Here is a 13,458-nt window from a genome sequence, read left to right on the forward strand (position 1 = left end):
TAACTTTATGTAAAGAGTTACCCACCATGTAAGCACGTTTATGGCGCAAGCAGAGCAATCAAAGCAAACCTCCGCTCAAGAATTACTTGCAGAGCGAAAACGCCTAGAAGAAGAATTTGAAGCGCGCTATACAAAACGTATCACAGTGATGTTTACAGACTTGGTTGGTTCAACCTCAATCACTGAAACTCATGGCGATATTGTTACCCGCGAAATGATCAAACATCACGATGATATTATTCGTGAACGTATTGAAGCTAACCAAGGAAAGCTCGTAAAAACCCTTGGTGATGGCACCATGAGTTACTTCCCAAATACACTTTGTGCTATTGATGCCGCAGTGACAATTCAAAATGCACTAGCCGAACTAAATGACCTAAAAAAATTAGCAGTGCCAATAAAAGTACGTGTGGGTATCAATTATGGCGATGGGATTGTTGAGGAAGATGATATTTATGGCGATGTGGTGAATGTTGCAGCACGCATTGAAGCGCAGGCAAATGAAGATGAAATCTATATTTCGGAATCTGCCTATCAAGAACTTAGTGACAAAGGAAAGTATTACGCCCGCGTGATTAAAACCACTTACCTAAAAGGTAAAGCAAAACCAGTACAAGTCATTAAAGTATTTTATAAAGAAGATGAAATTGATACAGACCGTAAACGCACAATTTTAAGCGATGTAAAAGATAAATTAACGCTTAAAGGTATGTTCCGCATTTTTGTCTTTTTTGCCGTGTTAATTGGCCTTGTTTTTGGCTATATGCAGTTTACAAGCTTGCTTGAACAAGAGCCCAATGTATCTGAAACACGCAGTAAAAAAACCAGTATGGATTGAACAATAACAGGGAAAAGGAGCAGTACTTAGAGGACAGTTTTAATTAGTTTAGGTGAATGCTATGCAACCAAAAACTAAACCGTACTCAAGTTTATCTCTGAAATTAGCGCTGGCAACGTTGTTAATCTTCATAGGCATGCTTGCAACATCGTATCAAGTAAATGATGTAACAATTTGGACTGGCTATGGCCTTGTCGTTGGGGCATGGTTGTTTTCAGGGCGGAAATTTATCAAAGGTGATAAATTTCGCATTTTTATTATTATGTTGCTGAGTTTTGTCAGCTTCCGGTATTTTGCTTGGCGCGCAACAAGCACCTTAGTGTTCACTGGGCCAATCGACTTTATTTTTGTTGCCTTGTTATTTCTAGCTGAGCTTGAAGTAACGCTAGTGCATTTTGTCGGTGTTTTTTCAAATATTTTTCCTATGAAACACCGAAAACCGCCACACCTGCCGTTAGATCTCAGTAAATACCCAACGGTAGATGTTTATATTCCAACCTACAACGAACCAGAAGAAGTCGCTGAGATCACAGCTCTTGCATGTTTGGATTTAGACTACCCCAAGGAAAAAATAAATGTTTATATTCTTGATGATGGTGGCACGAAGGCTAAACGAGAAAACCCCAAAAGTTCCGCAGACGCGTGGTTTAGGCACCGTCGTTTAAAGCAATTTGCAAAAAAAAATGGGTGTTTTTATATCACTCGCGATGAAAATACCCATGCCAAATCAGGCAATATTAATCATGCCATGACACAAACAAAGGGTGAATTAATTTTATGCCTTGATTGCGATCATGTACCTGCAAGGGAGTTCTTAAAACATACCGTGGGTTGGTTTTTAAAAGATCCTAAATTGTTTTTGGTACAAACCCCTCATTTTTTTGTTAACCCAGATCCATTAGAGCAGAGCATGCATACCTTCGCCAAAGTCCCAAGTGAAAATGAAATGTTTTTTCGCTCAACGTTACCGGGAATGGATTTATGGAATGCTGCATTCTTTTGCGGTTCAGCTGCGGTACTAAGGCGTTCAGCCCTTGAAGAAGTAGGCGGCATCGCAGGTGAAACCGTGACGGAAGATGCTGAAACAGCACTTAAATTACATGCCAAAGGTTACAACAGTATTTATTACAATAAACCTATGGTGTGTGGCATGACACCAGAAACTATCAGTGACTTTATGCTGCAACGGACCCGCTGGTGCCAAGGCATGATCCAGATGGGGATTTTGTTTAATCCTTTTAAACAAAGTGGCCTCACTTTGGCACAAAAAGTGTGTTATTCCAGCTTTTACCTGTTTTGGTTTTTTGGTTTAGCTCGCCTAATGTTTTTAATTGCCCCAAGCTTATTTTTAATCTTTGGTATGCAGGTCTACCATGCTAGTGTTGAACAGATAATGATGTATGCGGTGCCTCACGTGATAGGTAGCTTGCTTGTCTCGAATATTATGTATGGGCGTTATCGCTGGCCACTCTTTTCTGAGTTATACGAGAGCATTCAATCAATTTTCTTGGCGCCAGTCGTACTTGGGGTTATTGCTGAGCCTAGAAAGCCTGTTTTTAAAGTTACTCCTAAAGGAAATAAACACGGTGATGATGTATTAAGCCCACTGGCAAAACCGTTTTATTTTATCTGTTTTGTTCTTTTATTGTCTGTGCCCTTTAGTATTTATAAATGGTTTGAATACCCCTTAATGCGTGACACCACGTTGGTATGTTTTACTTGGTTATCTGCAAATATCGTGTTGGTTTTTGCCTCGTTTGGGGTGTTTTGGGAACGTCATCAAGTACGTAACCATCATCGTGCATTGGTAAATTTAACAACAGGGGTTTCAATTGATGATAAATCAAAACCTATCCCTGGGGTTATCCATGATATTTCTATTTCTGGTACCGCAATTTCACTTAAAACAGACGCTTTATTTCTGCAAGACCAGAAAATTAAACTACATTTTAAAGATAAAGTAGGTCGTCGTTATCATCTTGATGCTGAAGTAAAACGGGTGCAAGAAGGTGCTGGTGAAGTCACGTTAGGTTGTCAATTCACGAATGTATCGGAAAATATTGCTGAGTTGGTTCACTTGGTTTACGAGGATAGCGATAAATGGCAAGAGTTTTGGTTTAGGCCATTAAAACAGCCGAATATTGCGCGCATACTTTCGCTCTTTATCACCTGCGGTAAAACAGGCACAGTGGAGTCTCTAAGGGCATTTAAGCGGTTTATATTTTTTAAAATTAATGAGAAAAATAAGGAGCGTTCGGCATGAAATTAGTTAAATTTCTGCTGTTATGTTGTTTTGTATTTTCTGCTTGTATAACGGCTAAAACACTTAAAGTACCTTTAACCGAGGTGTATCCCGTTGAAAGTCTAGATTTGCGCTGTACTGATGCCAAATATGAAATGAAGCTACCCATTCCTGCGCGTTGGCAGGTAAACAGTGCCAAACTATTTTTTAGTTACATTAATTCTGCCTCATTGCTTAAAAAAAACTCTCAACTGGTTGTTCGGCTTAATGGCACGCCGCTGGCTCAAATGAAATTAGACCCAAATGCACCAGAAGGACAAGCTGAAATTGATTTACCCAGTTTGTTACTTCAGCCCGGTTATAATGACCTAGTATTTGAGGTTAACCAACATTATGCCACGCAGTGCGAGTTACCCTGTGTGCCTGAGCTTTGGACAAGGCTAAAACTCGACCAAGCCTATATGGAATTTGATTACACGCTTGCGCCATTACCAAAACAACTTTCTTTAGTGGCTAACACCTTATTTGATGAACGCAGCTTCCTCGAAAACAACATTAATATTGTGACTGAAAATTACAGTGATGAAAGTTTGAGTGTGGCAGGTTCAATCGCCTCAGGCATTGGCGTTCGTTTTAATTTTCAACCTACTAATTTCCATGCCCGAAACTCACTGATTGAAAAGATGGATAACATTGTGATTGGCAGTGAGCAGTTTATCACGGAGTTATTAGCAAAGTATGGTTTGAAACCCTCCATTGAAACGCCAACCGTAACAATATTGTCGATGGTAAAGTCAGAGTTTGATGAGCAAGGTAATCAAGAATTTATTGAGGATTCTAAATACGCTTTAATTCTAATTGCTGGCAATAGTCAAAAAGAAATTCAATTGGCGGCAGAGTCGTTTGATGTGCTTTCATTGCCTTTTCCTGATACCAACACTATGAAGCTGCATGAGTTTGAATTGCCAGATATTCGTATGTATGCCGGTAAAAACACCTTAGCTACCGGAGCTGATTACGAATTTAATAAGTTAGATTTTACAACCCATACCTTTCGAGGATTCTCAGGCTCACAAAAGACCATAAATTTTCGTTTGCCTTCGGATTTTATGATCAAACCAAACCAGTATGTCGACTTAAGTTTAAACTATGCATATGGCGCGGGCTCTCGCACAGATTCTTCACTCAATGTATTACTCAATAAACAATATGTAGCATCTATTCATTTGGATGACCCACGTGGAGGTTTAATTAGTAATTACCAAATATCGATGCCAACGTATTTGTTTCAAGAGGGAAATAATTCGATTTCATTTCAACCGACTATGACACCGTTAGTAACTGAAAACTGTAGTTTTATTCAAACTGAGAACTTATTTTTAACGCTCTTTGATAACTCTTCAATGCGTTTCCCTGCAATGCCTCATAAAATTGAAATGCCGAGGCTTGATTTAATGTTTGTGAATGGCTTTCCATTTACTCGCTGGCCCGATGGCTTTGAAGCGCGCATTGCATTAACAGAGTTAAATGAAAATACGGTGGCATCTGCCTATAACATGATGGCAGTACTGGGCCAAAAAAATGGATATCCGCTGATCAGTATGCAAATTACTTCGAATGTAGATGCAAATTATGATGGCGAGCAAATCATCATCAGTACCATGAGCGCGCTACCTAAGCCCTTTGCTGAAAATGCACCGCTTAAAATGGGTGATAGATTACGTGTGCCATATCCTATTTACCAAGAACTTGAGGGCGAAACAAACGTTGCGATTTCAACTCAGCAAAGCGATATTAGCTTTGATAAAGGGATGATCATGCAATATCAATCACCCGGAGTGCTTGGGCGAAGCGTGGTGCTTTTTACAGCGAAAACAGACAAAGCATTGAGACGCTTAACGCGTTTGACAACCCAAGGTGCATTGCAAAGCCAAGTAAAAGGCGATTTAGTGATGGTGGATATGTTTGATACCTCACAAGAACATTCTCTATCTCAGGCGAAGTTTGCAGCTGTGGCAGTCACTGTTGGTGATAAATACATTACCGGTAAAGCTGGTAAAGTAAATGCGGTTGAATCTGTATTTGTATCAAACCCAAATCTTTATTGGATTGCGATAATTGTGTCAATTCTGTTGTTTTCACTGTTGTATTACTTATTACTGAAACGTCGCAGAGCAATGCGTCAAGAAAACGAGAGTTGATTGCTAATGAAATGGTTTAGTGTGCTTTTTAGCCTAAGCCTGCTCGTTTGCAATACTGCAGCTTTTGCTGACTTCACATTGGTGCTGAGCCAGTCTCAGCACCTTAATGAAAGTAGGGAACGGGCGCTTTTAGTAAGTGGCATTGTGCCATTTAGCTGTGAATTGGTTAATCAACTTGGTACCTATGTGGTGCGATGTGGTAAGCATCCAGATAAACACTTTTTCGAACAGTATGTACAGCAATTAAATAAACTTGATATATATTCTAAAATTGAAGGTTATCAAGAGGTTCCTATCCTTTTTCGTTTTGAGCCCATTACGCTTGGTGAAGAAACACAAATGTTTCTGGAGAAGCTCGCACAGCAAGCACTCGAGGTAAAAACCCGTAAAACAGCGCATAAACCAGTACAGTCAATAGATTCTAAATGGGATAAAGAGCAATTTAGACAAGGTCTTTATTTTATTGATAGAGGCTGGGCGGCATATCGCAACAAAGAATATGCGCTTGCATCAAGTTTATTTGCTCTTGCAAAACAAATACCCAAACTTGCCCTTGCCGCTGATCATGGTCAAGCGCTTACCCTCGTTGCACAAAATCAAAAAAAAGAAGCACTCAATTTGTTATGGCCGATATACCAAGCGGGCTTTAACCGAGAACAAGTGCTGCCAAGTGTTTTGTCATTAGCCAATGAATTAGGCCGCACAGAGTTAATTGCAGAATTGTTGCCACAATTATCCGTTGAAGAGCAGGCTAGATGGCAGTTAATTGCACTTGAAGCAGAACTTAAACAGCGGGTAAAACAGAGAAAAATAAATTTTTCAATGCTGATGGAAGATTATGCCTCTTTGCTTGAGCGTTGTTATGGGTTTGAAACAGTATTAAATGCAGTTAAGCAATTTGCGAAAATTGCTCACAAGTTATCCGCTACAGAAAAGCTGGCTATGAGTTGTGCAAAGCATGAAGAGCAGCTTGCATTGGCATATCTAAACAGTAATTTTTTGAAAAAAGAGGCAAATTACTTAACAGCCCATCATACCTTTGAAAAGCACAAAACACTTGTGTCAGACAAAACAATTAAACAACAAATTAATCGTATTCAATTTGATACTTTAATGCATATCGCAAGTTTAGACTCGACAACGTCTGAGGGAAAACTCGAAATATACCAATTTATGGCTAAACGTTGGCCTAGAAATACGGCACTTAAGTTTGCTACTGCATGGCACTATTACAATACCTCACATTTTAACAGTGCACTTTTTTTGTTTGATGAGATTTATCAGATCAAACCTAATCCTGAAGCCGCAAAAGGTATAGTGCTCTCAACATTAGCACTGGGGGATAATCAAAAAGCCCTGCTTTTGGCAAAAGAAATGGGGGATAAAACGCTGTATTTGTCTGCCCTAAAAAAAGAGCTTTCTAATCACCCTATACCCTCATTAGCAGCATATGAGGCTGCTAATGAAATTATAACGCTCGACCCACACTATATTGCGGCTTACTCAGCTAAAGCTTGGTATTTATTTGAACAAGATAGAGTCAGTGAAGCGCTTGTTGTTTTTGAAACATGGTTTGAGCTTGCCCCTGAAACGGAAGATGCATTACTTGGGCAAGTACTTTGTTTGCAACGTTTAAAAGATGAAACTCAGCTATTGGCATTAATTGAAAAATATCCCAAGTATCAAATAAAAATTTATGAAGGATTAGCACAACATTATTTTGAGCAAGGTGAGTTTGAAAAAGCAAATGTGTATTTTAGAAAATTAGCACAAGCCAAAACCTTGGATGAAGAGCAACAAACGGTCTATGCATGGTCACTGAGTAACGCTAAGTATTATGATGAAAGTAATGTGATTTTTAAAAACTTACTTGGCAAAAGCGATAACGCGAACGCCTTAACTGGTTTAATTATTAACTACCAAGCGGAAGGTAAAACGAGTGAAATTGAAAGGTTAAAACAAAACTATGCTACTAACCCAAAATATAAGGCTATTTTTGCTCAATTTGGTTTTGGTGAAACACAGTGGCTAAGCTTTGCAACAAACGTAGCTTTGGAAAATGAAAATGCCACCACTAGTTTGTTGCACTTAAATAAACCGGCTGTTTGGTATCGCGTTGAAAGCATCAATAAAAAAGGCGACGAAGGAAGCAGTAAATTAGGGCTTTTATCTCAGCAATTGGGCGGTTCAATAAGCTTTAATAAACATCAAGTTAATATTGGGCTACAAGGCTATCGGCTAGATAGTGGCAGTATTTCTTCGACCGCAAATTTAGGCAGTAATTATATCAACAAGGCGATTAATGTTATTTCAAGTCGCGATTCAGATACTTTTTGGCTTGCTCAATATCACTATCAAGGTGAGCAAAGATGGACACTCACGCTGGCTGAGGCGCCAAAAATAGAACAAATCGATAAAAACTATCATTGGTTATTGCAATGGCAATACACGGATTACAAAGTAAAGCTGTTTGATAAACCGGTATATGAATCGAAACTCGCCTTGGTGGGTGAAATTGACCCTTATACCGAGCAAGCATTTGGTAAAGTGCATGATAAAGGGTTGGAGGTGGCTTTAAGTAAAAATTTAACCGCTGCTTGGAATGCCAATTTGCTTGCCAGTTACAGCGAACTTGAAGGTACAAATACTATTGATAATTCACGCGTTAATGTGAACATAAGTGCGGCAACAAATACCCAATTTAAACAAAATGAATTAGTGTATGGTGGTTTTGCTAATTGGCAGCAGTATAAACACAATAGCAATGCATTTTATTTTGGTCATGGGGGCTATTTTAGCCCACAATCGTTAGCTGTTGTGGGAGCATTTGGCCGATACCATCAATACAATCAAGTTGATTGGTGGTTTATAGATGCGTCACTCTCTTATTTTGACTACTCAACAGATGATATAGCCCAATATCCACTGACTGATCGGCCAGATATCATTTTAGGTGAATCAAACAATGGGGTGGGGGTGAATTTTTCACTCGAAAAACACTGGCTATTAGGTCAACATTTCGAGCTTGGTATAGGCGCTCAATATCAAGTAAGCCCAGGCTTTGACTTTTATCGCTTTGGCATAAACTTGCGTTATTTATTTGCGAAACGTCAAAACGTATGGCCACGCCAACATGCTTTAAGCCAAGAATCACTATTTCAATCGTATAGCCCGTGGTTAGAAATGAAGTAACGTGCTTTAGATATCTTTGCAAGAAAGCTTAAACGATTTTATCGCCAATAACGTGAGTGTTCGCCAGAAAAGAAGTGTGAATATTGCGATAAATGCTCGAAGATAAAGTCTTTGGTCACAGTTACTTTAGCTGCGGTTTTTAAATCAGAATGATAAAGTAACCAAAGGCTCCAGATAGAAGGTGTGACTGGTAAGTCCAAACGATACAAATTACTGCTTTTGATACTATCTACCAAACCACAGGGTAATTTGGCGATTCCTAAACCGTTATTTACCGCAGTTACAAGTGGTCCAAGTTGGTCAAACTTAGCGACAATTCGATGGCTTGTAAAATGTGTTAAATACCAATCAGGTTCGAATTCGAGATCCCATAGCAAAATCTGCTGTTCATTTTGAAATTGCTTTAAATAACTGTCGCTGGTATAAATTCCCCACTCAGAGCGAAAAAGTTTCTTACCAATTAAATCCCCTTGTTTGGGCGAAGGTGTAAAACGAAGTGCAATATCTGCCTCTCTGGCATATAAATCTTTGTGATGAGAGCCAATCAACAGATTGATTTGAATATTTGGGTAGCGACAATTAAATTCATTTAGGGCAGGTACTACAAATTGATTTGCAAGTTCAGGTGTTAATGTAATATTTACTTCACCACTCAATAACTTATCTTGGCCAAACAACTTACGCTCAATATTGTTTTGCTGCTCTTTTAACAAGGCAATATCAGGCAACACAGCTTTGCCGGTCTCGGTGAGTTGGTATCCCTTAGGCACGCGTTCAAATAGCCTGACATTAAAACGCTTTTCAAATGATTGAATGCGTCTTGCCACCGTGGTGTGGTTTACGTTTAGTTGCCTTGCTGCCCCAGACAAGCTGCCAGTTAAATACAAAGCAAGTATGTATTGATAATCGTCATCCATGTTCATCTGTGCATTATTGCACAATTAATCTGCATGCATCACTAATTTTTTAATAGCGGTTTTACCGTAAAGTGGAATGAGTTTTTATTAATTAGAGATAGGACGCTTATTATGTATACGCTTTATCATTTTCCAATTTCATGCTCTTCTGCAGTAAAAATGGTGCTTGAAATTACTGGGGCTGCGCATCAAGAACGTAGTGTTAATTTATTTGAAGGCGAACAACATCAGGCTGAGTTTTTGGCGATTAACCCGCTTGGTAAATTACCTGTATTGGTTGAAGGGGAAAACGTGTTTACGCAAGGGGAAGCAATTTTAATTTACTTATCGCAAAAGCATAAAAATGCACAGCTAATGCCCGACTTAGCAACATATCAAGGTATGGAAGCTCTGCAGTGGTTGAACTTTATCGCGAGCAGTTTACATGGTCATTTCACAAAGATATTTCATCCTGAAAAAATCTCGCATGATCATCAAGTAGTAATACAAAATGCCGAAGAAGAAATTGTTAAACTATTAAATTTAATTGATGATACATTGGAAAACCGTCAATTTTTAGCTGGTAATCTACCTTCATTGGCTGATTTATACTTTGCGGTTGTTTTGGGTTGGGGGCAAGTTTTAAGTTTTGATTTATATGAGCGATATCCGCATTTTGCAAGTTATAAAAAACAACTGCAAGCTGAGTTCCCTTTATCACACACGTTACAAAACATTTAAAAAAGTGTGCTAGCAGTTGATTGCTAGCACACTAATAAATTAACTGCAGCGAGAATTGTGAGCACCATATAACGTAAGCGGCGAGCCATTATTATCAAGTGCTAATGCTAACCATTGCCCTGTTTGTAAGTCGTTAAGGGTTTCTCTTTGGTTAATTAATCTTGCAACGATGGACTGTTTCACTTGGATTAGGGTTTCACCATCACACGTTTCTAAATACCAATCAGTGTCTTTTTTCAGTAGTTTTACCGCAACTATTTTCTGATTTTCAATGTCTTGCGCTTGATTTGCAAAATACCAAGTTAACTGAGTTAATTGCTGCTGTGTAGTAACATCGAGGGTATCTTTTTGTTTAGCAAGCACCCATGTTAGCGAGTTTTCATTATTGTTAATTTCAGCAATTTGATTATATTGGCCAAAATCGACTTGTGTTAATGAATGCGTTGGTTTTTGGGACTGCTGCTGAAATAAAACAACACCTAATAAACTCACCGCAATAATGCTTAATGCGTATTGCCCACGTAAAAACCAACTTTTAGGTTTTGGGTTTGATTTGCCATGCTCTATCGACTTAACAAAATTTCGCTTTTCATGGTTTGAAGTTTGTAATTGCGCTTTTCTTTTTTTGTAGAGCGTTGTTAGATCTTCGTTATTCATGGGATAACCCCTCTAATAAGGTGCGCAAATGTTTTTTAGCGTATCTTATACGCGATTTTATGGTTTCAAATTCTTCGTTTGTAATTTCTGCGATTTCACTTAACGAAAACCCTTCTTGTTGCAGTATAAACGCTTCACGCTGATAAAAACTAAGTGAAACTAGCGCAGTATTAAAATGCGACAACAAATCGTTATGTTCATGTATTTTGCTATCTGATGCTTCAAAATGTGTTTCGTTTAGTTCGGTTAGGCGATTTTGTTTTCGAAATTCATCAATTAAAAGCCGTCTTGCTATGGTAAATAGCCAAGCTTTAAAATTATTGTGTGACTGATAGTAATGCCGTTTTTCCATTACTTTTAGCCATGTTTTTTGGGTTATATCTGCAGCTAAATGTGAATTAGATTGGCTTATTAAAAAGTGCAACACATCATCATAGTGCTTTTCCACTAATAAGTTTAAAAAACGGTTTTTCCCGGTTTCTTGGTACTCCAACATCAGTTCTTCAGATGTTCGCGCTGGCGTAAGCCAAGTAGTGAGTGTTAACAGCATATTTTAACGACTCCTTTTCCATTACATCGACAAACTGAATAAGTGCTACTTTGCATCATCAAAGTAGCACTTTAACAATTACCCTTGTTCTAGGTTGAATTCAAGTAAAACAGATTGATTATATTGAATTTGCGCTTGGCCATTTTCAATTTTTGGCTTGTATTTCCAGCGTTTTAGCGCTTTTAATGCTGCTCTATCAAATACCCTTTTTGGTTCAGCATTAACTACTTCAGCATCAATTACGCGACCTGTCGGGTCAATGTTAAAGCGCAGTTCAACCCATCCTTCAATACCATCACGCGCTGCAACAGGTGGGTATTTTGCTGGAATTCGAACGATCGGCTGTGCTTGTCCATCTTGTTTAGCAAAATCACTGGGAGCATCTGTATTTTCTAGTTCAAAGTCAATTGCGGGTTTAAACGTTGGGGTTTCTGTTATAGCCGTCTCACTGGGTATATGTGTTTGTCTTTGCGGTTTTACCTTTGGCTCAGGGGGCGGTGTTAATTTAGCTTTTACTTTAACATCGCTTTCTTGCCTCGCTTGATACAGTGAAATATCAAATTCAGGTTGTACTTTTGCCTCAACTGACGACGGAGATGCTATTAAAAATTGCATAAATGCAAATAGACAAAATGTAATGCCAGTAGCAATTGCAAAAATAGCCGGTGTTTTTATAAATTGTGGTGTTGTATTAAATGAATCAAGTTGAAGTAGCATAGGCCTTTTCCTTTTTAATGGTTCATCAATAAAACGCAGCAAAAAAGGAAAAGGGGTTAATGAGTTTAAAAAATTTAAATGCTAAATTAATAGTGAATTAGTTTTACAACTTAAATGAGTGCCAAATAGCGGCGTTCAACTTCTTGCCAGTTTATAACATTGAAAAATGCCTTAATGTATTCTGGTCGGCGGTTTTGGTATCTCAAGTAATATGCATGTTCCCATACATCTAAGGCGAGAATTGGTGTGAGATTTTCCATTAAAGGACTGTCTTGATTTGCTGAGCTTGTTACCTTTAACTCACCATTTTGATCTACAACCAGCCATGCCCAGCCGCTGCCAAAACGCGTAAGTGCTGCTTGCACAAACTCTGCTTGAAATGCATCAAATGAACCAAAGGTTTTATTTATGGCGATTTCCAATTGACCTGTATGTAAGGTGCCTCCAAATGGTGACATTATTTGCCAAAATAAGCTGTGATTATGATGCCCACCCACATGATCTCTGACAATATTTTGTAATGAATTGGGCAGGGTATGAATGTTCTTTAATAACCACTCATCAGGTTTATTTTCAAACTCGGTGTTTTCAAGAGCTTCATTTGCCTTATTAACATAGGTTTGATGATGTAATGTGTGGTGGATTTCCATTGTTTTTGCATCAATGTGTGGCTCAAGTGCATCGTACTGATACGTTAAAGAGGGGAGTGTAAATGCCATAACGTTTCCTTTTAGTTGAAGTGCATGAATATGTAATTAATGAATTGTGTTGTTCAAAATTGTTTGTGTATTGGTAATGGTTTTAAGCTTTGCAAGAAGCACAGGCTGTTGGGATACCTGCTTTGCTAACATAAAGGCGTATTGTTTAAGTTGAGATAAATGACGCAGTGCGACATTTCGCAGTTGCATGTCAGATTTTTTCAGGCATGTATCAGTACAGATGCGTGCTTTTTCATAGCCTTTTTCGAGTAAATTACAAGCCTTTTCAATGTGCTTATCGGCAAGATGTGAGTCGATTATATTTAAGTATGAAACAATGAGAGCTGGTAAATATTGGTCAATAATCCAAGCGCTTGGAGGAGCAGAGTTTGAATAGATTTCTTTTTCAATAAGCGCTAGTTGTTGTAAACATTGCTCATAAAATTTAATTGCTTTTGAATAGTGATTTAACTCAAATGCTAAGTTGCCCTCACAAATATTTACTTGCCAATGATACATAGAAAGATGAATACACAAATCGCAAACTCAAAAATACAAATAAAAACAATTATCATTATAATTTGATTGTGTTTCAAGTTTTATATGGATTTAGTTTAAAAGTTCAGGGTGATTTATATGAGGTTAACGTGAAAAAAGGTGTCAACTCACTTCAGATTGAAAGTAAAAAACAACTCACAAAGAAAATGTGATTTTTAATTGGCTGTC

The 13,458-nt window shown here is 38.2% G+C and carries 11 protein-coding genes; 5 read left to right on the forward strand and 6 right to left on the reverse strand.

Annotation, left to right across the window (positions count from 1 at the left end; translation table 11 throughout):
* The first annotated feature begins 40 nt into the window (after positions 1 to 40).
* From AAEU29_RS11590 to AAEU29_RS11605, 4 genes are all read left to right on the forward strand, one after another.
* Positions 41 to 838: an adenylate/guanylate cyclase domain-containing protein gene (locus AAEU29_RS11590; RefSeq protein WP_421973489.1), complete on the forward strand. Its 798-nt coding sequence runs from the start codon at positions 41 to 43 to the stop codon at positions 836 to 838.
* A 61-nt stretch (positions 839 to 899) separates the two neighbouring features.
* Positions 900 to 3,101, forward strand: coding sequence for a UDP-forming cellulose synthase catalytic subunit (gene bcsA, locus AAEU29_RS11595; protein ID WP_421973490.1), 2,202 nt, complete (start codon positions 900 to 902; stop codon positions 3,099 to 3,101).
* Positions 3,098 to 5,281 carry a cellulose biosynthesis cyclic di-GMP-binding regulatory protein BcsB gene (locus tag AAEU29_RS11600; protein ID WP_421973491.1) on the forward strand — a complete coding sequence of 728 codons (2,184 nt, stop codon included), beginning with the start codon at positions 3,098 to 3,100 and terminating at the stop codon, positions 5,279 to 5,281. The genes bcsA and AAEU29_RS11600 overlap by 4 nt, the downstream gene beginning before the upstream one ends.
* A 6-nt stretch (positions 5,282 to 5,287) precedes the next feature.
* Positions 5,288 to 8,473, forward strand: a complete 3,186-nt coding sequence (locus AAEU29_RS11605) for a cellulose synthase subunit BcsC-related outer membrane protein (RefSeq protein WP_421973492.1) — start codon at positions 5,288 to 5,290, stop codon at positions 8,471 to 8,473.
* A gap of 38 nt (positions 8,474 to 8,511) precedes the next feature.
* Here AAEU29_RS11605 and AAEU29_RS11610 read toward each other — a convergent pair whose 3' ends face one another.
* Positions 8,512 to 9,390, reverse strand: coding sequence for a LysR family transcriptional regulator (locus AAEU29_RS11610; protein ID WP_421973493.1), 879 nt, complete (start codon positions 9,388 to 9,390; stop codon positions 8,512 to 8,514).
* Positions 9,391 to 9,501: 111 nt separating this feature from the next.
* On the opposite strand from AAEU29_RS11610, the gene AAEU29_RS11615 reads away from it, so the two are divergent.
* Complete coding sequence (locus tag AAEU29_RS11615) at positions 9,502 to 10,110, forward strand: glutathione S-transferase family protein (RefSeq protein WP_421973494.1); 609 nt, start codon at positions 9,502 to 9,504, stop codon at positions 10,108 to 10,110.
* A 39-nt stretch (positions 10,111 to 10,149) separates the two neighbouring features.
* Here AAEU29_RS11615 and AAEU29_RS11620 read toward each other — a convergent pair whose 3' ends face one another.
* The 5 genes from AAEU29_RS11620 to AAEU29_RS11640 all read right to left on the reverse strand — a co-directional run bounded on the left by AAEU29_RS11620 (position 10,150) and on the right by AAEU29_RS11640 (position 13,251).
* On the reverse strand, positions 10,150 to 10,767 hold the full coding sequence (locus tag AAEU29_RS11620; protein WP_421973495.1) for a hypothetical protein: 618 nt from the start codon (positions 10,765 to 10,767) through the stop codon (positions 10,150 to 10,152).
* Positions 10,760 to 11,317: an RNA polymerase sigma factor gene (locus AAEU29_RS11625; RefSeq protein WP_421973496.1), complete on the reverse strand. Its 558-nt coding sequence runs from the start codon at positions 11,315 to 11,317 to the stop codon at positions 10,760 to 10,762. Before AAEU29_RS11625 ends, AAEU29_RS11620 begins: the two co-directional genes overlap by 8 nt.
* A gap of 78 nt (positions 11,318 to 11,395) precedes the next feature.
* Positions 11,396 to 12,034, reverse strand: a complete 639-nt coding sequence (locus AAEU29_RS11630) for a TonB family protein (protein WP_421973497.1) — start codon at positions 12,032 to 12,034, stop codon at positions 11,396 to 11,398.
* 110 nt (positions 12,035 to 12,144) lie between these two features.
* On the reverse strand, positions 12,145 to 12,753 hold the full coding sequence (locus tag AAEU29_RS11635) for a superoxide dismutase (RefSeq protein ID WP_421973498.1): 609 nt from the start codon (positions 12,751 to 12,753) through the stop codon (positions 12,145 to 12,147).
* A gap of 36 nt (positions 12,754 to 12,789) precedes the next feature.
* Positions 12,790 to 13,251, reverse strand: a complete 462-nt coding sequence (locus tag AAEU29_RS11640) for a hypothetical protein (RefSeq protein WP_274759814.1) — start codon at positions 13,249 to 13,251, stop codon at positions 12,790 to 12,792.
* Positions 13,252 to 13,458: the final 207 nt, after the last annotated feature.

The organism is Pseudoalteromonas aquimarina, assembly GCF_049257255.1.
Classification (GTDB): Bacteria; Pseudomonadota; Gammaproteobacteria; order Enterobacterales; family Alteromonadaceae; genus Pseudoalteromonas.

Bases quoted from the DNA above. Each gene is read 5' to 3' on its own strand.
- AAEU29_RS11590 (WP_421973489.1), top strand. From the start codon at position 41: ATGGCGCAAGCAGAGCAATCAAAGCAAACCTCCGCTCAAGAATTACTT.
- bcsA (WP_421973490.1), top strand. From the start codon at position 900: ATGCAACCAAAAACTAAACCGTACTCAAGTTTATCTCTGAAATTAGCG.
- AAEU29_RS11600 (WP_421973491.1), top strand. From the start codon at position 3,098: ATGAAATTAGTTAAATTTCTGCTGTTATGTTGTTTTGTATTTTCTGCT.
- AAEU29_RS11605 (WP_421973492.1), top strand. From the start codon at position 5,288: ATGAAATGGTTTAGTGTGCTTTTTAGCCTAAGCCTGCTCGTTTGCAAT.
- AAEU29_RS11610 (WP_421973493.1), bottom strand. From the start codon at position 9,390: ATGGATGACGATTATCAATACATACTTGCTTTGTATTTAACTGGCAGC.
- AAEU29_RS11615 (WP_421973494.1), top strand. From the start codon at position 9,502: ATGTATACGCTTTATCATTTTCCAATTTCATGCTCTTCTGCAGTAAAA.
- AAEU29_RS11620 (WP_421973495.1), bottom strand. From the start codon at position 10,767: ATGAATAACGAAGATCTAACAACGCTCTACAAAAAAAGAAAAGCGCAA.
- AAEU29_RS11625 (WP_421973496.1), bottom strand. From the start codon at position 11,317: ATGCTGTTAACACTCACTACTTGGCTTACGCCAGCGCGAACATCTGAA.
- AAEU29_RS11630 (WP_421973497.1), bottom strand. From the start codon at position 12,034: ATGCTACTTCAACTTGATTCATTTAATACAACACCACAATTTATAAAA.
- AAEU29_RS11635 (WP_421973498.1), bottom strand. From the start codon at position 12,753: ATGGCATTTACACTCCCCTCTTTAACGTATCAGTACGATGCACTTGAG.
- AAEU29_RS11640 (WP_274759814.1), bottom strand. From the start codon at position 13,251: ATGTATCATTGGCAAGTAAATATTTGTGAGGGCAACTTAGCATTTGAG.